Origin of the sequence: Colwellia marinimaniae (assembly GCF_002207865.1) — a bacterium.
Taxonomy (GTDB): Bacteria; Pseudomonadota; Gammaproteobacteria; order Enterobacterales; family Alteromonadaceae; genus Colwellia; species Colwellia marinimaniae.
On record NZ_BDQM01000002.1, the window covers coordinates 96,756 to 116,650 of the forward strand.

At 39.2% G+C, this 19,895-nt stretch carries 18 protein-coding genes and 2 riboswitches; of the genes, 12 read left to right on the forward strand and 6 right to left on the reverse strand.

Annotated features, from left to right (window positions below; translation table 11 throughout):
- Nucleotides 1–65: 65 nt before the first annotated feature.
- From MTCD1_RS01975 to MTCD1_RS21135, 3 genes are all read right to left on the reverse strand, one after another.
- Complete coding sequence (locus MTCD1_RS01975) at nucleotides 66–1,241, reverse strand: mandelate racemase/muconate lactonizing enzyme family protein (protein WP_057180026.1); 1,176 nt, start codon at nucleotides 1,239–1,241, stop codon at nucleotides 66–68.
- Between the two features lie 423 nt (nucleotides 1,242–1,664).
- The gene (locus MTCD1_RS01980) at nucleotides 1,665–2,435 is read right to left on the reverse strand and encodes a class II aldolase/adducin family protein (RefSeq protein ID WP_057180025.1); all 771 of its coding nucleotides are present in this window, start codon (nucleotides 2,433–2,435) and stop codon (nucleotides 1,665–1,667) included.
- An 85-nt stretch (nucleotides 2,436–2,520) separates the two neighbouring features.
- Entirely contained in the window at nucleotides 2,521–2,694 is a 174-nt protein-coding gene (locus tag MTCD1_RS21135; RefSeq protein WP_157447790.1) for a hypothetical protein, read from the reverse strand.
- 88 nt (nucleotides 2,695–2,782) lie between these two features.
- Between MTCD1_RS21135 and MTCD1_RS01985 the strand changes: the two genes are divergently transcribed.
- Together MTCD1_RS01985 and MTCD1_RS01990 are read left to right on the forward strand one after the other, a co-directional pair.
- A complete protein-coding gene (locus MTCD1_RS01985) occupies nucleotides 2,783–4,009 on the forward strand; it encodes a threonine/serine exporter family protein (RefSeq protein WP_057180024.1) in 1,227 nt (408 codons plus the stop codon).
- Nucleotides 4,010–4,221: 212 nt separating this feature from the next.
- Entirely contained in the window at nucleotides 4,222–4,416 is a 195-nt protein-coding gene (locus MTCD1_RS01990; protein ID WP_057180023.1) for a (2Fe-2S)-binding protein, read from the forward strand.
- Between the two features lie 46 nt (nucleotides 4,417–4,462).
- On the opposite strand, the gene bfr (MTCD1_RS01995) is transcribed toward MTCD1_RS01990, so the two are convergent.
- Nucleotides 4,463–4,930 (reverse strand): bacterioferritin, encoded by a 468-nt coding sequence (gene bfr / locus MTCD1_RS01995; RefSeq protein ID WP_057180022.1) that lies wholly within the window; start codon nucleotides 4,928–4,930, stop codon nucleotides 4,463–4,465.
- 11 nt (nucleotides 4,931–4,941) lie between these two features.
- Nucleotides 4,942–5,427: a bacterioferritin gene (gene bfr, locus MTCD1_RS02000; RefSeq protein ID WP_057180021.1), complete on the reverse strand. Its 486-nt coding sequence runs from the start codon at nucleotides 5,425–5,427 to the stop codon at nucleotides 4,942–4,944.
- Nucleotides 5,428–5,734: 307 nt separating this feature from the next.
- Nucleotides 5,735–5,845, forward strand: a riboswitch (adenosylcobalamin-variant (AdoCbl-variant) riboswitch).
- 44 nt (nucleotides 5,846–5,889) lie between these two features.
- Between bfr (MTCD1_RS02000) and MTCD1_RS02005 the strand changes: the two genes are divergently transcribed.
- The 6 genes from MTCD1_RS02005 (at nucleotide 5,890) to MTCD1_RS02030 (ending at nucleotide 13,767) form a co-directional block, all read left to right on the forward strand.
- Entirely contained in the window at nucleotides 5,890–6,720 is an 831-nt protein-coding gene (locus tag MTCD1_RS02005; RefSeq protein ID WP_057180020.1) for an ABC transporter ATP-binding protein, read from the forward strand.
- Nucleotides 6,713–7,699 carry a FecCD family ABC transporter permease gene (locus MTCD1_RS02010; protein ID WP_057180019.1) on the forward strand — a complete coding sequence of 329 codons (987 nt, stop codon included), beginning with the start codon at nucleotides 6,713–6,715 and terminating at the stop codon, nucleotides 7,697–7,699. The genes MTCD1_RS02005 and MTCD1_RS02010 overlap by 8 nt, the downstream gene beginning before the upstream one ends.
- Before the next feature lie 56 nt (nucleotides 7,700–7,755).
- Complete coding sequence (cobO, locus tag MTCD1_RS02015) at nucleotides 7,756–8,373, forward strand: cob(I)yrinic acid a,c-diamide adenosyltransferase (RefSeq protein WP_057180018.1); 618 nt, start codon at nucleotides 7,756–7,758, stop codon at nucleotides 8,371–8,373.
- Between the two features lie 114 nt (nucleotides 8,374–8,487).
- A complete protein-coding gene (locus MTCD1_RS02020; protein WP_057180017.1) occupies nucleotides 8,488–9,384 on the forward strand; it encodes a cobalamin-binding protein in 897 nt (298 codons plus the stop codon).
- 17 nt (nucleotides 9,385–9,401) lie between these two features.
- Nucleotides 9,402–9,570: riboswitch (cobalamin riboswitch) on the forward strand.
- A 36-nt stretch (nucleotides 9,571–9,606) separates the two neighbouring features.
- Nucleotides 9,607–11,439 (forward strand): TonB-dependent receptor domain-containing protein, encoded by a 1,833-nt coding sequence (locus tag MTCD1_RS02025; protein WP_057180016.1) that lies wholly within the window; start codon nucleotides 9,607–9,609, stop codon nucleotides 11,437–11,439.
- A 453-nt stretch (nucleotides 11,440–11,892) separates the two neighbouring features.
- A complete protein-coding gene (locus tag MTCD1_RS02030) occupies nucleotides 11,893–13,767 on the forward strand; it encodes a TonB-dependent receptor domain-containing protein (RefSeq protein ID WP_057180015.1) in 1,875 nt (624 codons plus the stop codon).
- A 104-nt stretch (nucleotides 13,768–13,871) separates the two neighbouring features.
- Here the strand turns inward: MTCD1_RS02030 and MTCD1_RS02035 are convergent, their stop codons facing one another.
- A complete protein-coding gene (locus MTCD1_RS02035) occupies nucleotides 13,872–15,236 on the reverse strand; it encodes a hypothetical protein (RefSeq protein WP_057180014.1) in 1,365 nt (454 codons plus the stop codon).
- 865 nt (nucleotides 15,237–16,101) lie between these two features.
- Here MTCD1_RS02035 and MTCD1_RS23265 point away from each other — a divergent pair.
- The 4 genes from MTCD1_RS23265 to MTCD1_RS02055 all read left to right on the forward strand — a co-directional run bounded on the left by MTCD1_RS23265 (nucleotide 16,102) and on the right by MTCD1_RS02055 (nucleotide 19,842).
- Nucleotides 16,102–16,797 carry a methyl-accepting chemotaxis protein gene (locus MTCD1_RS23265; RefSeq protein ID WP_438819273.1) on the forward strand — a complete coding sequence of 232 codons (696 nt, stop codon included), beginning with the start codon at nucleotides 16,102–16,104 and terminating at the stop codon, nucleotides 16,795–16,797.
- A gap of 43 nt (nucleotides 16,798–16,840) precedes the next feature.
- Complete coding sequence (locus MTCD1_RS02045; protein WP_057180012.1) at nucleotides 16,841–17,203, forward strand: response regulator; 363 nt, start codon at nucleotides 16,841–16,843, stop codon at nucleotides 17,201–17,203.
- A gap of 72 nt (nucleotides 17,204–17,275) precedes the next feature.
- The gene (locus MTCD1_RS02050; RefSeq protein ID WP_057180011.1) at nucleotides 17,276–17,623 is read left to right on the forward strand and encodes an STAS domain-containing protein; all 348 of its coding nucleotides are present in this window, start codon (nucleotides 17,276–17,278) and stop codon (nucleotides 17,621–17,623) included.
- On the forward strand, nucleotides 17,623–19,842 hold the full coding sequence (locus tag MTCD1_RS02055) for a chemotaxis protein CheA (RefSeq protein ID WP_057180010.1): 2,220 nt from the start codon (nucleotides 17,623–17,625) through the stop codon (nucleotides 19,840–19,842). Before MTCD1_RS02050 ends, MTCD1_RS02055 begins: the two co-directional genes overlap by 1 nt.
- The last annotated feature ends 53 nt before the right edge of the window (nucleotides 19,843–19,895 follow it).

The window sequence follows — 19,895 nt, forward strand, 5'->3', positions numbered from 1 at the left end:
AAATGCTATTTAGCTAACTATTGAATGGCCTATTTAACTACCGACTTAACTACCGACTTAACTACCTACTTAATAGTCACGTTTGGCGATCTTTTCACAATGACATCATTGAGCTCAATACCAATACCTGGAACTTCCGTCACTTGGAAAAAACCATCAACGGGCTGTGGGTCTTGTAAACATAACTCTCTATTCCAGTCTTTAGTCGCATAGGTATGATGCTCATGAATCAAGAAGTTTGGAATAGCGGTTTCTAAGTGCAATGAGGCTGCAGTTGCAACAGGACCGCCACATACATGTGCCTGAATGCGTATATCGTAAACCTCGGCATAGTCACAGACTTTTTTCGTTTCGGTAAAACCACCACACAAACCAATATCTGGCTGTAAAACATCAATGCTTTGATCTTCAAAATAAGGTCTTACATCCCATCTATGATACAAGCGTTCTCCACCAGCCATGGGGACATTAACGTTATCGGCTACTTTTTTATGCACTGCCGGGTTTAAAAAATTAACGGGCTCTTCGTACATCATACAGCCGACTTCTTCGACAATTCTACCCATTTGAATCGCTGATGCCGCGCCCATCAGAGAGTGAGCTTCAAAAATAATATCAACATCTTCACCAACCGCAGCACGAATAGCACGCAACCTATCACCAAATAGACGCATTTGCGGCTTAGTAAATAGTTTAGTGCGGTCAAAGGAAGAAGTACCATCAGCGTTATATACTATGGGGTCAACTTTAACCGCGTCATAACCTTGTGCCACGGCTTTTAACGCCGCCTCAGCATATTCCTCAGGCTCAATTAATTTCTTGATTTCAGTATCCCAATCAAATTGAAGTTGGCTGGCATAAGTACGTAATTTATCATTGACCTTACCGCCGAGTAATTGATACACCGGCACGCCCAACGCTTTACCTTTAATATCCCAAAGTGCGGTATCAATAGCACTCATCGCTGAATATAAAACGGGTCCGCCGCCTAAGCCCCAAAAACTTTCGCGTAACATGCGTGACCACAAAAGCTCAGTATTAAAAGGATTAAACCCTATCAGTATCGCTTCACTGATTTCCTTAATCATGGCAGCAGCAGCACTATGACCCCAGTCATAAGCTAAACCCGCCTCACCAACACCGCTAATACCTTCATCGGTGTGAATACGGATAAAAACAGGATTCCAGCCAATGCGCTTAGGGCAATGGATATCAAAAACTTCAACGTGAGTTATTTTCATTTGTTTCTCGATTTTATTTTTTATTCATTCAATTATTGGATAGTAGTCGCTCATCTTGCAGCGGTATAATTCAAGTTAAAGGAAAGAGCACGGCGTTGACGAATGTCATCCATACCATTCCGCATAAAGGAGTGACCACTTAGAATGATATGGACGACATTAGAACAAACAAAATGAGTAAATATATAGTTGTTCTATATTTAACTCATTTTGTAAAGTTATCATGATGTCCCATACATTCCCAAGGGCGAGTTTTAAAGACTAATATACTACGTTATTGATTTTGATAAGGGAATAACCATTATCTACAATCAAAGCCTTGCCTATTAGTCTTTAAACTCTCGCTAAGTGAGCACTTTCTTATGTGGATTGGTATAAGTACTCTTGACGCCTAAATTGGGTTATACCGCAAAAAGATTAGCACTACTCTGCGAAAGTTGGATCAGCACGATAAACTCGACGTAGCATGGCTGGCCACGCTTTTTGACCGCCAGTTTCGCCATGATGAACAATATTTGCTTGGGCTTTAATGCCATCAATAATACTTTGTGGCGCATAAATAGGTGGCATACCTGTTGCCATTACCTGTAACTGTATCTGACAGGCACGGGTTAAATCATACATATGCATAAAAGCATCACCTATGGTCTTGCCCATAGTTAAAGCACCATGATTTCGTAATAACATGAAATTTTTATCACCTAAATCATTTTGCAATCTTAGCTTTTCATCATCATTTACCGCCAGCCCTTCATAATCATGATAACTCATCGAGGCTAAAGCAAACATAGAGTACTGGCTTAAGGGTAACAAGCCCTCTTTAACACTGGCGACGGCAATCGTTTCATTGGTATGAACATGCAGGGCACAAATATCATCATGACGCACTTGATGGACGGCACTATGAATAGTGAAGCCTGCTGGGTTGATCTCAAACGGACAATCTTTATCAATAATATTGCCATCAATATCAATTTTCACCAAATTTGAGGCGGTAATTTCTTCAAAGGCCAAACCAAAGGCATTAATCAAAATATGCTCGGTACCGGGAATACGCGCCGAAATATGAGTATGAATAAGATCATCCCAGCCATGCATTTGTACTAATCGATAACAAGCCGCTAAATCGACACGTAATTGCCACTCTTGTGTTGATACTTTGTTTTTTAAATCTAGTTTAGGCAGTTGCTGCATTTCAAAAGCTCTCTATGTATAGGTAATACCATTATGATTAGATTTTACCTGATGATGATTCGGCAATAAAGTCGTTTAAGGCTGTTTAAAGCATTGCTCTGATAATAGCCGCTATTATTAATACAAATACCAATATAGGTATAATTTTACTGTACTTAGCTTGCTGTTCATCGGTCATGGGCTTACCAAATTTCTCACCCAAAGTAACCATCAAAAACACCGATAAAAAGACACCAGCCAAAATAATTATTAATGTCATTTTTCTCTCTTTTTGTTAATTTTTTATACCCTGTTTTAGCAAAATCGATTACCATAGTACTTAGTGCCACTTACCATTAAATATCGCAATGCAGCAAACCGATAATTTTTACCAAAAACGTCGTTTTATCATAAAATTAGGCAAAGCCTTACATAAATTAGGCTCGACCGCTTATCGCCTAGAAGACAACCTTTTATCTATTGCTAAATTTCTCGATATTCGCGCATCATTTATTATTACGCCTACGTCGCTGACCTTTATCTTATCCGATGATGAAGATGATCAGCAATATAATCATTTAGTACGTGTTAGCCCAGGAGATATAGATCTTGGCTCATTAGCGCGAATTGATGAACTAGTTGATGAATTAATCAATGGTGAGCGCACCTTAGCTGAAGCGATTGACCGTTTAGCCGAAGTTAAAAATAAACCCGCACCTTACGGCACCTTTTTATCCTTTTTAGCTTTTGGCGCTTCAAGCGGCGCCTTTGCCATGTTAATGCATACCAGTTGGCACGATGTATTCTGGTCGGCTATCTTAGGCTGGGTTATTTTTGTTTTTGTGCTGTGGGCAGAAAAATCGCGCCGTATGGCAGAATTACTTGAGCCTATTGCGGCGCTAACAGCATCACTGTTAGCCTCAGCCATCTCTATATTTGACCCGAGTATCAATATACCCATGGTCATTCTATCAAGCATCATAGTTTTTATACCCGGATTATCACTAACCGTTGGTTTGTCTGAACTTGCCGCTCGACATTTAATGTCAGGTACGGCGCGTATCATGGATAGTATCATGATGTTATTTAAGCTTTATTTTGGTGCCGTCTTGGGTATGGCCTTTGGTAACTTGATGTGGGGTACCGCTGAGTTTATTGCTCCCGAATCAATGCCAATGTGGACCTCATGGGTAGCGGTAACAACCTTATCAGCAAGTTTAGTGGTGTTATTTAAAGTCAGATTAAAGGATGCCCCTTGGGGGATGATTGCTGGCTATATTGCCTTTGGTGTTAGCATCTGGGCAAGTACTTATTTAGGCGTGGCCTTAGGGGCCTTTGTTGGCGCTTTCGCCCTTGGCTTATATAGCAACTTATTTTCACGAGTGATGAACCTGCCTTCTAGCATTGTCAGGTTGCTCGGTTTAGTGGTACTAGTCCCTGGCTCTAAAGTATATATAGGCCTCAATAGTGCGGTTTCAGGGCAGAATATGCTCAATGTACCCGATTTAGGCTCACAAACATTTCTAATATTTATGTCCCTCGTTGCGGGTATTATTTTCTCCAATGCGGTATTACCACACGGTAAAACTTTATAATCAATAAAATTAATACTCACTTTGTTAAATCAAACAAAGTGGACGATAGTCAGTCGCCTTTTGGCGAAAAAACCAGCCATTATTTGCAATATTTTTTGTACAAATAGACTAACGTATTAATTTACCTACAAAACAACCTTATTGATAATTATTATCATTAAGGTTATTATATGCAACATTAATTACGAGTTATTTTTCAAGTAGAGAGCTGTATGTACGTTTGTATTTGCCATGGGGTCACTGACACACAAATAGAGTCCGCAATAGATAATGGCGCAGAAACGATGAAGCAGCTAACTAATGAACTCAATGTCGGCTCGCAATGCGGGAAATGCTGTCAATGTACTAAACAGGTATTGAACAAAAGACTATTACAAATTGCTGAAGCACAACCCAAAGTCGCTTAAAATAGCGGCTTTAGTTTCATCACTAGATTAGCACTCACAACAAAGACTAAGCCATCATAGACTGTAAGTAATTTTCGAGACCAGCATGGTCAATAATATATTGTTGTGATTCAATCCAGTCTATTTGCTCTTCTACGTTTTCCAGTAAATCTTCCGCTAAATCTCTACTGATATAATCTTGCAGCTTTTCACTCTCTTCGATTAAGCTTTGTAAAGCCTTACGAGATACATATTCTAAATCCATATTTGCTTGTAACATTTCTGTCGCGTGCTCACCTATCTGTATACGTCCCAAGTCTTGTAAATTGGGTAAACCTTCTAAAAATAATATCCGTTCAATCAAGCCATCTGCTTGCTTCATTTTCTCAATAGAAAGCTTGTAGTCGGCTTTATTAAGTTTGTCCAATCCCCAATTTTTATACATACGGGCATGTAAAAAATATTGATTAATTGCCACTAACTCAATACCTAAAACACTATTTAATAGCGCAATAATTTGTTTATTACCTTTCATTATGACTCCCCTTACCCTGGTAGATGTTGACCCATATGAGATTGAATATAATTTTGCAAGCCGATTTTGTCGATAAGGCCAAGCTGTTTCTCAAGCCAGTAAACATGATCTTCCTCGGTATCTTCTAGCAGTTTCTCTAAAATTTCTCGACTTTGAAAATCCCCCTCACTTTCACATAAGCTAATAGTCGTTTTTAATGCCGCTACCACTTCCATCTCCAGAATTAAGTCATTTTTAAGCATGCTAGGAACATCATTACCAATAAGTAAATCTCGACGGTCTTTTAAATTAGGCGTGCCTTCAAGAAATAAAATACGCTTTATTAACGCATCGGCATGGGTGATCTCTTCTTGCATTTCATGATCTAATTGTTCATAGAGTTTATCTAAACCCCAATCTTGATACATACGTGAATGAGTAAAATACTGATCAATTGCTGCTAATTCATTGTGTAACAAGCCATTTAGACTCGCTATAACTTTTGCATTACCTTTCATCTGACACCTCGACATAATAAGTTAAAAAACACTTTGCTTCAGTTGCCTTAAATCCTAGTAGAAAGTAGCAGAATTATCGAATTAATCCGCTAAACATCGGTTACTAAGTATTTATTTTTTAAGTGAAAATTATTATCATTTGCATTATTGCTCTTAGTTAAATTATCAGACTTACAATGTGCTAAACATTTCCTAAAAATCACCCAGGGACTCAAGTAGGAGGCGCCATCAGTACAACAAATAGCCGTCTAAACATCTAAAATTTGCTAATAAGATGAAATAAAGCTAGAATCCGCGTCCTAAAGAATTTTTGTGTTATGAAGATGGTGAAAATCCATCGCTGTGCCCGCAACTGTAAATGAAGTGATATTCAGTTTTCCGATAAATATCGCCTCAAAGTCAGATAGCTAACCAAAAAAACTATGCTCACTTATCACCGTGCGGGAAAACACGAATTTCACTATGTCGACACTCCTTAATATCTCTCAGCTAAGTTGGCAGGTGCCAAATAAAGCCATCTTGCACAACATTAACTTCACTGTCCGCAAAGGTGAAGTCATCGGTATTATTGGCCCCAATGGTGCGGGTAAAACTAGCCTATTACGCTGTATAACAAATCAAAATAATATTCTCGCCAGCGCCAATGTTACCGGTAGCGTGCAATTAAAAAACCGTGCCATAACTCGATATAGTACGAAAGAGATTGCCCAACACTTCGCCCTAGTGATGCAAAAGAATGACAGCATTTTTGCGCTTTCTGTGCAAGATGTGATGAAAATGGGCTTATTACCGCACAAAACGCTTTTTTCCTTAGACAGCGATCACGACAAAGCACAAATAAATTTAGCGCTTAAAAAAGTGGGTTTAGAGCAAGCGCTACATACTAACTTTAATCAACTATCCGGTGGCGAACAACAAAGAGTATTAATTGCTCGGGCACTAGTGCAAGCCAGTCAAATCTTGATCCTTGATGAGCCGACCACTCATTTAGATGTGTATTACCAACATCAGGTATTGCAGCTAGTCAACAAACTCAATATCACCGTTATCATGACAGTACATGATCTTAATTTGGCCAGTTTATACTGCCAACGATTAATATTATTAAATCAAGGCCAATTAATTTGTGATGGCAGCCCCGAAGAAGTATTGGTGCCTAAGCAATTAAGCCAGGTATTTGGTTTACCTTGTCAGAAAAGTATTGATGAAATGACAGGTGCCATCCAAGTATCTTTCTACTTACCAGATAGTCATGGAAAAAACAGTCAATTTCCGGAGTCACCTGATGAATAAAGTTACTACTATTTTGTGGGGATTGTCAGCCTTAGTTATTTTATCGGCGATGGCGGCTATTACCTTTGGCCCTGCTGATATCGACTCTGCAGAATTAATTAGCTGCTTAGTGAGTAGCTGCCAAAACCCCATCGTTAATGTCATTATCTGGCAAGTACGCATTCCAAGGGTGTTAGTCGCCTTGGTGGCAGGCATGGGCTTAGCCATTGCTGGTGCTATTTTACAAAATACCACCCGTAATCCACTTGCTGACCCTTATCTCTTTGGTATTGTTTCTGGCGCTGGCTTAGGCGCTACCATCGCCAATATTACCTTGGCCGATAACCTCACCATAGCCTTACCTTTGGCGGCATTTCTAGGAGCACTGTTTGCCGTCATTATTGTAGTCTTTATCGCTAAAGTACTGCAGCGCATGGAGCAATTATTGCTCGCTGGTGTTGCGGTTTCATTTATGCTGGCATCGATCACCCAATTTATTTTATATTTTGGCGAACCTTTTGCCACCAACCGCGTTATTTTCTGGCTTATGGGTAGCTTAGCGCGGGTTGAAATGAGTAACTTTTACGTCATTGCTAGTGTTCTTGTTGTCGCAATAATTACCGTCTTTGCACTACACCGACAAATAGATGCGCTGTTATTAGGTGATGAGAGTGCTGCCAGCTTAGGTGTTGATGTCGATAAGTTACGTTTACTTATGTTAGGCATTTGTGCGGCCCTAACCGCAACTATAGTGGCCTATTGTGGCGGTATTGGTTTTGTTGGCTTGATGATACCTCATATTGTTAGACAGCTAGTCGGAGTGACAACACTAAAACTAATTATTGGCAGTGCGTTAATTGGCGCTATATTTCTTATATGGGTAGATGTTATTGCTCGCTCATCACTGCCTCATGCGGAGATCCCAATTGGCATTATCACTTCGGCACTAGGTAGTATATTTTTCTTATTTATCATGTACCGCTCTCGGGCGATAAATTAATAAATCAACGGTTAATAAACTAATATTTAATAAAGACGAACAGCAGAGGTAACCCTATGACTGATGAAAAAACCACTGACCACAACATAACTGATAAACACCAGCAAAGAATGCAAAAAATGAAAGAGAAAGTTGATGCTCGCATTGAAAGTGCCACCGAGGAGCGCGGCATACTCATTGTAATAACAGGTAATGGTAAAGGCAAAAGCACCTCAGGTTTTGGCACTGTCGCTCGTGCCGTCGGTCATGGACTTAATGCTGCAGTGGCACAATTTATTAAGGGTACCTGGGCTTGTGGTGAACGACAACTGCTGGAAAATGCGGGGGTAAAATTTAGTGTAATGGGCACAGGCTTTACCTGGAATACGCAAGACAAAGAAAAAGACATCGCCGCAGCCCAGCAGGTTTGGCTTAAGTGTAAAGAGTTACTCAGCGATACCAATATTGATTTGGTCTTACTTGATGAGATGACCTACATGTTATCATATAAATATATTGATTTAGATGAAGTGATTACCGCATTAAACAATCGCCCTAAACATCAGCACGTTATCATCACTGGTCGTGCATGTCATCGAGCCATCATAGAGCTGGCAGATACAGTTAGCGAAATAAAATCAATTAAACATGCCTTTGACAGTGGTATTAAAGCGCAAAAAGGTATCGACTGGTAAAGCACCCTTTACCTATATAACCACTTTACCTTAGAAGCACCTTACCTTTACAAATAATAGAGCTAGCACTTTATACCCTAGCTCTTTAATTTATCACCAAACAGAAAAAACACCATGAAACTAACCGTTCTGCTGCTTACTTTATTGCTCATTGCCAATGCTGCGTATGCCGAGCTCAATAAAGAGCTTAATAGAGAAACTAATAAAGAATTATCTAAAAAAGAAGCCAAGCCAACTATTATCGCCCTTTCCCCGCATATCGTTGAGATGCTTTATGATATCGGTGCCGGTGAGCAAATTATTGGCACCACTGCCTTTGCTGACTACCCAGAGCAGGCGAAAAAAATACCGCGCATAGGTAATTATATCCGTTTACAACTAGAGCGAGTCATTGAGTTGCAACCTGACTTAATTATCGCCTGGAAAAATGGCAACCCGAGTGATGACTTAGCACGATTAGAGCAACTGGGTTTTAACGTTATTTACTCCCACCCGCAGATTTTTTCAGATATAGCGAAAGAAGTTCGCCACTTTGCTAAGCTGACCGGCCATAGCGCGCAAGGTGAAAGAGTAGCGAAAAAGTTCGAGCTAGAGTTAGCAAAGATAACCATGGCTTACCAAGATAAAACAGTAATCACTGGTTTTTACGAGCTTTGGTCAAGACCCTTAACAACGGTTGCCAAGGGCAGTTGGCCACAACAATTTTTTAATATCTGTAAAGTCAAAAACCCCTTTGCCCAGGTGATCACGCCATACCCACAAATTAGCATAGAGCAAGTACTACCAGCGGCAGTGCAAGTCATTATTCAGCCACTATCCGTTAATCAAAAAGAGCGCGAGGGCTTTAATTGGCAAGATTGGCCAATGATACCCGCAGTAGCCAATAAGCAAATAATTCAACCTGACGCCGATGCTATGCATCGGATGACAGTACGCAGCTTAACGGCATTAAAAGATTTGTGTGCAGCAATCGATAAAACAAGAACGATTTTGCAACAAAAGCATAACTAGCCTATCCGCTAGTCAATAATAAATATTTTAGGTGCCCGATAGTTTTAGTGATAATTGGTAAGCAATCATCACTAAAAATGAAGGTGAAACGGGAAATTTGTTAACCCTATACTGCCCCCGCAACGGTGTAAGTTACAGTTTTTGTGTAACTCAAGTCCGGAGACCGGCCTAAAATTAAATTAATCATTGTAAGCACGGTGGGTGCTTATAACTGAGGACAACATGAAAAAAACATTAATAGCACTAAGTATTAGCAGCCTACTTTACTCATCACTTTCTTTTGCTGAGCAAAGTAACATCGAAAACTTTAACAAAACGAGCAAAGCCGATGAAACTATACTTATCACCGGCAACCCATACAAGCAGTCAACCGATGAAATCATGTCAACGGTATCTATCATTACTCGTATAGATATAGACCGTATTCAACCAAAATCAATAGCTGACCTATTAAAACTCACCGCTGGTATTGATATTGCTTCTAATGGTGGTCCGAGTCAACTCACTTCTATTTTTGTTCGTGGTACCAATTCAAGTCATACCTTATTCTTAGTGGATGGGGTACGTATTAATACGGTAACTGGCTCAGGTGGCGCATCGGTTAATGATATACCTACATACCAAATTGAACGTATTGAAATATTAAAAGGTCCACGTGCAGCAATGTATGGCTCAGATGCTATTGGCGCTGTAATACAGATTTTCACCCGTAATTTAACCGGTGGTGAATATCAAGCAGCAGTAGAATATGGTTCAAACAATTATATTTTTACCGGCGTAACTGCTGGCATTAGCCATGGAGAAGGAGCAACAACCTTCAGTATTAGTAAAGAAACAAGTGATGGCTACGATATAACAAATAATGACTTCGCTGTTGATGATGATAAAGATGGCTATGAAAAAATTAATCTGTCAATTAAGGGGCAACAACCTTTGAGTGATGCATTAACTTTAAGCTGGGTTGGTCGATACGATGAAGGTGATTATGATTATGATGGTAACTCTAAATGGACAGTAACAGCCCCAAGCCAAGAGTACAAAAAATATTTGTTAGCAACTAACTTAAACTATACGCAGGATTCTTGGTCTCACGATATTAATATAGCCCACTACCAAGAAGAACAAATACGTTTTGGTGACTACCCAGGAGTTGATGAAACAACGCGAAATCAAGCAGATTATGTCGGTATTTACAACGTAGCGGATGCCTTGAGCTTTAGCTTTGGTGGTCAGTTTTATCAAGATGAGTATAGTGGTTCTAATGACGGTTTTAATGGCGAATCACGCAATACCAGCAGTGTATTTGCTGGTGCTTTATATAATGCAGATGCATTCATTAGCGAATTTTCATTACGTTATAACGACGTAGACGATACCGGTACAAAAACCACCTATAACGTTAGCCTAGGTTATAACATTAATGACTCTTTTTTCACCAGCATTAACTACGGTACTGGTTTTAAAGCACCAACCTTGTATCAACTTTATGATAGCTACGCTGGTAATGCTGAACTTGAGCTAGAAACATCAGAAAGTTGGGAGTTTTTACTCCGTGGTGATGTCTATGGTGTAACAACTGAAGTAGCATACTTCAACTTAAGTTTCGACAACTTATTAGACTACAATTACGTTACTTCTCAATTTGATAATATTGCAGATGCTAAAATAAAAGGCGTTGAATTCAATGTATCTCAGCAGGTAGAAAACCTCAACTTATCTGCCAATTATACTTATACCGATACTGAAGACAAAACAACAGGAACACAACTAAGTCGCCGTGCTCGCCATAAAGCAAATATTGGCGCAACATATGACTGGGAACAAGTTAGTCTAACGGGCATTTATCAATATCAGGGAACACGCTTTGACGCTTACTCAAATGCCACATTATCTGCGTATAACACCCTTGATATGAGTGTTAATTATCAATTGAATGATGATTGGAAGTTGCAACTTAAAGCCAATAATATTTTTGATGCTGATTATGAAACTGTGCCGGGCTATGTTACCCCTGGAGCAGAGTACTTTTTGCAGATTAGCTTTAGCAACTTATAATCGTAGCGACTAACTCTAGCAGGTAGTTTGCTAGAGTGTCCCATCCTAAAAGATGTTGACGATTTTTAATAGACGGCCAGAAGCTTTTGCTGCTGGCCTTTTTTATGTGTATTAACTTAATTTAGGAGCGGAGAAGTTAATCTATTTATAACCCGTTATTGGCATACTAATAGCTAACATGTATTTTTCCTCCTAGCAAAAAAACCACTTACTGGTAATCACTTATTTCATGAGTTAAAGGCTATAAATATCAAATTAATCTTAGCCATAGGAAAACCCACAACATTGCCTCTGTCGTCAAATGGACACAAGCCTGAGATTGCTAATAAGCTTCATTGTTATAGTAAGTAGCTATGAAAAAACCACAAATCCTTGCTCACCTTTAACAATTTCTGTAGTAAAATGCTTTGCGCCTTTTTAGCGGTATGATTAGCTGTAAATAATTGAGGAAAAATGAAAAAAACATTAATAGCACTAAGTATTCACAGTCTACTTTACTCATCACTTTCTTTTGCTGGGCATACAAGTAGCCAATTTTTTAATAAAACCACTAAAAACGATGAAACCATTGTCGTTACCGCCAATCGCAGTATGCAAGATAAGTTTGATACCCTAGCCGCGGTCGACATTTTTACCCGTGAAGAAATAGAAAAAATTCAACCGTTATCTATCAGCGACTTACTAAACCGCGTTGCCGGTATATCGATAAGCACACAAGGTACTACTGCACAAACATCGTCAGATTTTGTTCGTGGCACCAACTCAGCTCACATTTTGGTTTTAGTCAATGGTGTTCGCCTTGGCATAAAAAACCTCGCCGATATTCCAGTGCAACTAGTCGAACGTGTCGAAGTAATTAGAGGGCCAAGGTCTGCCTTGTGGGGCACTGACGCCGTTGGTGGTGTTATCCAGATTTTCACTCGAAGTTTAAATGCCGGTGAAGGCCAAGCGGGTATCAAAGTTGCTAGTAATAGCTTATACCAAGGTTATGGCGCATTAGGTTTTGGTAATGACGATCATAGTTACACATTAAGCGCTAGCGCTGAAATATCCAAGGGATTTGATGTTACGGCTCCTAGTGGCAGCATTCCACCTGCTGTTGACAAAAATGATGATGATGGTTATGACCGTCAATCAGTAAGTCTTTCTGGTACTAGCCAATTTAGCAAACAATATACCGTTGAAATAAGCACACAGTACGCCCAAGGCACTACAGAAATTGATGCTAATACCCAATACACTGGTGACGAAATCAGCTATAAAAACTACCATCTATCATTAAGAAACCACCTGCAACTTGAGCAAGTATATTTACAGCTTGGTTTAAGCACTTCTCAAGACAGCACAGCAGATAACTACAGTGATTACAATAATCAAAATGGTTTTCCTAATCCAAACAGCTTATTCACCACAACGCGAGAGCAAGTAAGTGCTTTAGCGCAACTTCCCTTTGCTGAAGCGTCACAATTGACTGCTGGCTATGAGTGGTATAACGAAAGTATTGATAGCAATAACATTTACGATAAAACAGAACGTGATGCTAAGGCGTTTTTTATTAGCACTACCCGTAACATTGAACGACTTAAACTTGAAGCCTCGGTACGCTACGATAAAATAGCTGATATTGATGGTGAAACTAGCTATCAATTAGCCGTAGGTTACCAAGTGAGTGACCAGTTACTTTTCTCATTAAGTCATGGTACCGCTTTTAAAGCACCGAGCTTAAATGATTTATATTATCCACTGCAAGGTAACCCTGATTTAACTTCGGAAACATCTGATAGCTTAGAGTTCTTAACACGTTATCAAACGGAACTATTCTCTGCGGAAATATCAGTCTACCAAACTACTATCGATAACTTAATTGAATGGGCACCTCTTGATAGCTCTGTGCCATATAGCCCTTGGCGACCGGAAAACATAGCTAAAGCGGAAATATTTGGTGCAGAAGCAACTATTACTGCAGATATAGCTGATACCAGTAACAGATTAACCTTAAGCCATATTGATGCTGAAGATAAGAGCACAGGTAAGCAACTAGCGAGACGGCCACACTTTTCCGCTAACTATAACTTTATCTACACCCTCGGCCAGTTAGGTTTTACTTTTGATGTCAATTATCAAGGTAGTAGTTTTGATAATTCAGCTATTCAAGAGAGCCAACTTAAAGCATATACGGTATTGGATATAGGGGTAAATTACCGTATCAATAGTCAAATGAGTTTATGGGCTAAAATAACCAACCTCACCGATAAAAATTATCAAACGGTGAGTGAATATCTTAGTGCAGAGCGCGGTTACAGCTTTAGCTTAGATTATAAGTTTTAAGGTACTTAGTTAGGCTGGTCATATTTTTCACACAAAAAAGCCTGCAATTGCAGGCTTTTTTATTACTCAGAATAAGCTGATTAAACTGTTCTGTTGAAACTACATTAATTAAATTTCAGAGCAAGTTCTATTGCTGTCATATCTTTAACAAAATCATTAGTCAAATCTGCAGAGCTATCACCTTGATAATATTTAATATAATCCGAATAAGTATTGCTTATTTTACTGTTAATTAACTGTACATCTTGAGATTCTTTACTAGTTTTAATATCAATAATATCTTCATAGCCAGTTAAAGGCGCACTTATCGCTAACGTACCTTCTTCAGGACCATAAAAGGTCCATTGAGCAGGCATTGCTAAACCCGTTTCAGGATCAGTAGTCCTAAATACGAAGTTAATAATTGCCATAGGAAAAGCGGCAACAGCACGATAGTCGTAGCTGCCATCGGCTTTAATTTCGTCAAAGTAAGGTTCGTTAAAGGCTGGTTCATTCACACCTGCCATTACGCTCAATGACTCCTCAATAATGGTTGAAATTACTTGATGCTTAGTCTTAGAGACAGCAGTACCAAAAATAGAACCACTTGGCACCCAGGTCATACTGGCTTGAGATTGATAATAACTTTCAGAGGTATGAAGGTGATTATCAAAAATTAGTAAGCTCTGCTCACCTTCAGCTACCTGCGTGGCAAAGTACTTCTCACCGTTTATTAACTGAACACTAGTGAGCTCTTGATACGGTAGAGTTAACTGGTAAGAAGTTGCAGAAAGCGTAGCAAATAATGACCAAGCACCACCGCTATTATCTTCAGCATTAAGGTCAAAAAAGTTACCCGCGGCAATAAGCTTTTGATTACCACCTAGACCTTCTACCGAAAATGAATGTAACGGCCAATTGCCACCTATTATACGGCAAACTCGCACGCCTTCGAATAAAGTATTGCTCTCATCAATAGGCTTCGGCTTATCAAAATTTGCTGAGCTAGTCACCGTTCTGTCCATTGCCAATGGCGCGTGAACTAAATTTAGATCCTTTGTAACACACTCACAACTGCTAGCATTATCCACTAAGCTTAAGCTATCAAACTGCGCTTGGTAATGGCTAGGTGTGTCACTACTGGCTTGATAAAAGCTAACAACATTTAAACCTTCGGCTTCATCGCCCTGCTGATTTTTAGCCACTATGGTGTAGTTAATAAACTCATCTTGGGTGATAAAGCTAATAACACCGTTGTCATCAGGTTGATAGGTTTTAAGTGTTTGCCAAGTATCGTCTTGCAGTAACAATTCAATTTCCATAAAAGCACTACTAACGCCGCAATCATTGCTTAATTGTGAGGTTAAAGAGAAGTTGTATTCAACCGGCTCAGGCGGCTCAGACGGCTCAGGCGGAGTACTAGATGAACTACCACCACAACCTTGAAGAAGAATGGTTAATAATAAAGGTGATATTAAGTATTTATTCAAGAAGAATTCCTCAGGGTATATTTCAAAGTAAAGGATAAAAAATCTAACGATAAAGCTGTCATTGCTCAAGCAGTCTAACCTTGCTGCTATTTAGAGGTCAACAAAACAACTTTGACATAATTATACCCAGTTTTAACGGCAATTAGCTAACTTTTGTTATGACGACTTACTCGAGGAAAACACCGGTAAAAGCAAAAGAAATACAATAACATTTGTTAGATTGGACAATCACTTAGCATATAACTAGCAAGCCTTGTTTTATTGAATTTCATTGTCTACGCTAATTTATAGCGTAACTTTTTTAGCTTTATGTTTAAGGTCAAGTTTTTATGAACATATGATAAATCACACGCCATCATCTATAGGAACAGTAATGCTTATTAATATGCAAAAAAAACTAAATATTAGCTTTTTCATTCTCTCTATTTGCGTATTACTCGCCTTACTTGATAGTGCTCAAAGCATAACATTAGCAATTATCCTTGCTATGGTTGTTATTTCTGCCGGTTATGCTTGTTTTTTTTTCCAAAAAAAAATATTTATTGCATACCAACAAAAGCTATTACAGGCGGAAAAAGCATCGTCAACAAACAAGCAAGACAAGATTCATATAGAGCAATATTTAGATTTAGCACATCAAATCATTGCAGTATGGGCTGGACAAACAGCATTGGCCAGGGGCCAAGGCGATGAAAATATAAATCAACTAGCAACAAATTTTTCCCGCATTAAGGACCAATTAGCCGAAGCCATTCAAACATCACAAGATACTTCTGGCGATATGAGTGGCGAAGGTGGTCTAACCCATATTATTAGTCAATCGGAACAGTCATTAAATACCATCATTCAATCCTTACACGACGCTATGGTAGGCCGTGATCAAATTTTAAATGAAATAAATAATTTATCCACCATTGCAGAAGAGCTTTCCCGTATGGGTGATGAAGTTGCGGGGATAGCTTCACAGACGAACTTACTCGCTCTTAATGCTGCCATTGAAGCAGCGCGTGCAGGTGAAGCTGGCCGAGGCTTTGCCGTTGTTGCCGATGAGGTTAGAACCTTATCAACTCGCTCTGGTGAAACGGGTGCCCGAATCACCAAAACCATTGAGCAAGTTAATGCCACCTTACAAAACACCTTAACTAAAACCCAAGAATTTACCGAACAAGATGCCCTTATCATTAACTCAGCTGAAGAAACAATAAAACAAGTCATCAAAGATTACAGTGTCGCTGGAGAGAAAATAATGCGCAATGCGAGCCAACTAGTACAAGAAAATACCACGGTGCAGTTGGCGATAGATGATGTACTGGTATCGCTGCAATTCCAAGATAGAGTTAGCCAAATACTTGGCCATGTTTTTGATGATATGAACAAACTTGCCCCGAACTACCAACAATGCCAATACAATTTCAGCCAAGGGCTGCCTATAGAGCCGGTAGATATAAATCAGTGGCTTAATAATATTAAACAGACATATTCCACCTTAGAGCAAGTTGCCTTGCATGATGGCAGTGAAAAATCACCCGATAATAAAAATGATGAAATTACCTTTTTTTAAAGGAAAATTCTGTCGCGCTTAATTAAATAATGGTAACAGAGTAATGAGTAAAACAATTTTAATAGTTGATGATTCAGCCAGTATCAGACAAGTAGTCTCTATGACGCTAAAAAGCGCGGGCTATGAAGTTTTAGAAGCCGTTGATGGCAAAGACGGTCTAAGTAAACTTGATGGTAAAAAAATTCATTTAATCATCTCCGATGTCAACATGCCTAATATGGGCGGCATTGATATGGTTAAAGCGATTAAGCAAATGCCCGCTTATAAGTTTACTCCCATCATTATGCTTACCACTGAAGCATCTGATGATATGAAAAAGCAAGGTAAGGCTGTAGGTGCTAAGGCTTGGATGGTAAAACCCTTCAAACCAGAACAAATGTTGCAAGCAGTGACTATGCTTACTTAAGAGGTTAGCTAAAGTGTACGGCTGCTGAACCGTAAAAAGGCGCAAGAAGCAAAGGATAATGGTTGAGAGAATATGGCTGAAATAACAATAACTCAAGCAAGCAACGACAGTACCGAAATTGTCATTAGCGGTGAGCTGACAATTTATTGTGCTATGGAAGTCTTTCAGCAGCACTTTAAACAGCTAAAAGTAAGGGGCCTCACCCTACTCAAACTAGATAATATTACCGAGATTGATACCGCTGGTGTGCAATTACTCATTATGCTAATGAAAATAGTCAATGAACAAAATTGTCATTATCAAGTAATTAGCTTAGGTGAAGCGCTCACCGATTATAGTAATTTATTTCAGCTTAATCGCTACTTTATTGACTTTGAAGACATTAAAGTAATGACTACCAGTAAAACAGAGGAGGAGTAATGAGTCTAGATGACGTGTTACAAACTTTCTATGTCGAGGCGCAAGAACATTTAGAGTCAATGGAAAATGTGCTGCTGAAAATGGATGAGGGTGAATGCGATAACGACATGCTGAATGATATTTTTCGTTCTGCACACACGATCAAAGGCTCGGCTGGTATTTTTGGCCTAGATCACATTGTTAGCTTTACCCATGTAGTCGAAAACGTACTTGATCGTGCTAGAGACAATGAAATTAAGATAGAAAAAAATTTAATCGACGTTATGTTCAAATGTCGCGATCATATGCAAAATTTAGTTGCTGTCACACTAGATGAATTTAATGGACAAGCTGAACTACAAAAAAATGACGGTGATTTACTTGCCGCATTAGCGCCTTGGGCAAGTGCAGACAGTAAGCAAACACAAGCAAAAACAAGTACAGTAACGGCAAGCCAAAATGATAATAAACTCACTGATGAGGGCGATAATAATAAGCTGTGGCATATTTCCCTACGTCTATCAACAGATTGCCTTAGAAATGGCATGGACCCATTGTCCTTTATCAAGTTCCTCTCTAGCTTAGGTAAAATTAAACATATAGAAACAATTATCGATGCCTTCCCTGATTCAGCCCACTTTGATGCTGAAACTCTCTATTTAGCTTATGAAATAGCGCTACAGTCTGACGCTAGCTTAGAGGAAATAGAAAACACCTTTATGTTTGTCCAAGATGACTCTGACATCACCATTTTATCTGCCAGCGCTAAGGTTGACGACTACCTTGCCCTAATTGATAAACGGCCAGAGGACAACCAAAGGCTTGCAGATATCTTGGTGAATTGCGGCTCACTAACTAGAGATGCGCTCGAACAAGGATTAATTTCACAAAATAAAAAAAATTCTACCCCAGATAAACAAGCAGCAACGGATAAATTAGCCGGGCAAGCAGTTGAACAAGATAAAACGTCTGAATCAACAGTAAGTATTGACTTAACTAAACAAAATAAAAATAAAAGTTCTGAAGGTAAGCAAATTCGCATTGATTCAAATCGCTTAGACCACCTAATTAACCTTATTGGCGAATTAGTAATCAACCAACAACGTATTGAATTACTCTCTAAAGACACTAAGAACCCAGCACTAACTGAAGCGGTCGACGATTTTGATAATTTTACTAATCAAATCCGTGATGCTGCCTTAAGTTTAAGAATGGTACCTATTGGTGCTACCTTTCAGCGTTTTAAACGTCTTGTCAGAGATACCGCCCAAGCACTAGGTAAGGACGTTGAACTAATTATTGAGGGCGCAGATACTGAGCTAGATCGCTTAATGGTGGAAAAATTGGGCGACCCACTCACTCATATTGTTCGAAATGCCATGGACCATGGTTTAGAGTCAATAGAAGCGCGACAAGCCGCGGGAAAAAACATTAAAGGACAGCTGAAGCTAGCGGCCTACCATGAAGGTGGACACATTATTATTGCTATCAGTGATGATGGCAATGGCATTGATAAGGTACGTGTACGAGAAAAAGCCATCGAAAAAGGTCTTATAAATCCCGACGCGCAATTGAGCGATAACGAACTATTTCATCTTATATTCCACCCCGGATTCTCAACCGCAACCGAAGTGACAAACTTATCAGGCCGGGGGGTTGGTATGGATGTGGTAAAACGTAATGTAGAAGCATTACAAGGCAGTATTGATATCAGTTCACAAACAGGTGTTGGCTCCGAGTTTAAGATTCGACTGCCCCTAACTCTCGCTATTATTGATGGTTTTCACGTGGAAGCTAGCGGTACACATTTTATTATTCCCCAGGCGACCATCATTGAATGTATCAATCTGGCTAATCACCAAGACATCAAAGGCAGGCATTGTATAAATTTACGTGGTGATATGATCCCTTATCTAAAAATGTCCGAAATATTCAAGCTAACACCAAGCCATCCACAGACACTAGCCAATAATAAAATACCGAGTTCCGTTAAAAGAGAGTTAGTTATAGTTAAATTTGGCAATGATGTTGCCGGTATTGCTGTTGATCGACTTAATGGCGAAATTCAAACCGTAGTAAAACCCTTAGGTCCAATTTTTAAAGCGCTTAAAGGTATAGGGGGCTCTAGTTTACTCGGTAATGGTGAAATAGCTTTTATTTTAGATATACCACAATTAATTGAATTAGCTATCGCCAATGAAATAGTCAACAAGACAGGTAAAAGTAAAAATAGCGAGTAATAAGCTTATGAACAATATGCCAATTAACAGGCAAGAACATGATAACTCGGAGG

Bases quoted from the DNA above. Each gene is read 5' to 3' on its own strand.
- MTCD1_RS01975 (WP_057180026.1), bottom strand. From the start codon at position 1,241: ATGAAAATAACTCACGTTGAAGTTTTTGATATCCATTGCCCTAAGCGC.
- MTCD1_RS01980 (WP_057180025.1), bottom strand. From the start codon at position 2,435: ATGCAGCAACTGCCTAAACTAGATTTAAAAAACAAAGTATCAACACAA.
- MTCD1_RS21135 (WP_157447790.1), bottom strand. From the start codon at position 2,694: ATGACATTAATAATTATTTTGGCTGGTGTCTTTTTATCGGTGTTTTTG.
- MTCD1_RS01985 (WP_057180024.1), top strand. From the start codon at position 2,783: ATGCAGCAAACCGATAATTTTTACCAAAAACGTCGTTTTATCATAAAA.
- MTCD1_RS01990 (WP_057180023.1), top strand. From the start codon at position 4,222: ATGTACGTTTGTATTTGCCATGGGGTCACTGACACACAAATAGAGTCC.
- bfr (WP_057180022.1), bottom strand. From the start codon at position 4,930: ATGAAAGGTAATAAACAAATTATTGCGCTATTAAATAGTGTTTTAGGT.
- bfr (WP_057180021.1), bottom strand. From the start codon at position 5,427: ATGAAAGGTAATGCAAAAGTTATAGCGAGTCTAAATGGCTTGTTACAC.
- MTCD1_RS02005 (WP_057180020.1), top strand. From the start codon at position 5,890: ATGTCGACACTCCTTAATATCTCTCAGCTAAGTTGGCAGGTGCCAAAT.
- MTCD1_RS02010 (WP_057180019.1), top strand. From the start codon at position 6,713: ATGAATAAAGTTACTACTATTTTGTGGGGATTGTCAGCCTTAGTTATT.
- cobO (WP_057180018.1), top strand. From the start codon at position 7,756: ATGACTGATGAAAAAACCACTGACCACAACATAACTGATAAACACCAG.
- MTCD1_RS02020 (WP_057180017.1), top strand. From the start codon at position 8,488: ATGAAACTAACCGTTCTGCTGCTTACTTTATTGCTCATTGCCAATGCT.
- MTCD1_RS02025 (WP_057180016.1), top strand. From the start codon at position 9,607: ATGAAAAAAACATTAATAGCACTAAGTATTAGCAGCCTACTTTACTCA.
- MTCD1_RS02030 (WP_057180015.1), top strand. From the start codon at position 11,893: ATGAAAAAAACATTAATAGCACTAAGTATTCACAGTCTACTTTACTCA.
- MTCD1_RS23265 (WP_438819273.1), top strand. From the start codon at position 16,102: ATGGTAGGCCGTGATCAAATTTTAAATGAAATAAATAATTTATCCACC.
- MTCD1_RS02045 (WP_057180012.1), top strand. From the start codon at position 16,841: ATGAGTAAAACAATTTTAATAGTTGATGATTCAGCCAGTATCAGACAA.
- MTCD1_RS02050 (WP_057180011.1), top strand. From the start codon at position 17,276: ATGGCTGAAATAACAATAACTCAAGCAAGCAACGACAGTACCGAAATT.
- MTCD1_RS02055 (WP_057180010.1), top strand. From the start codon at position 17,623: ATGAGTCTAGATGACGTGTTACAAACTTTCTATGTCGAGGCGCAAGAA.